1 pseudogene is annotated in these 273 nt (G+C 48.4%); it reads right to left on the minus strand.

From position 1 onward, the window contains the following. A pseudogene (locus tag CJF42_RS28250) lies at window positions 1-273 on the minus strand (hypothetical protein); the annotation flags it as partial.

Here is a 273-nt window from a genome sequence, read left to right on the forward strand (position 1 = left end):
GGGGCGACTGGCCCCATGAAATGCCCCCCTTACAGCTTGATCAGCTCCGCGGCTTTCAAACCTCACGCCCTGGGCTGTGGCAAACTCGCCTATTTTCCAAAGTGGTGAAGCACAGCACACTTCAGGAAAATCTAACGCCAGGTTGTTATTGTTCAACAATTCCGTTTTAACCACTTCAAGAGTTTTGGCTGGCATCTTTGTTTCAGCACCAAACAGAATTACAAAGTCGACAAATAAACTCGGTGCCGATACCCCCAATTCGTCACACACATT

The sequence above is a fragment of the Pseudoalteromonas sp. NBT06-2 genome, assembly GCF_002276045.1.
Taxonomy (GTDB): Bacteria; Pseudomonadota; Gammaproteobacteria; order Enterobacterales; family Alteromonadaceae; genus Pseudoalteromonas.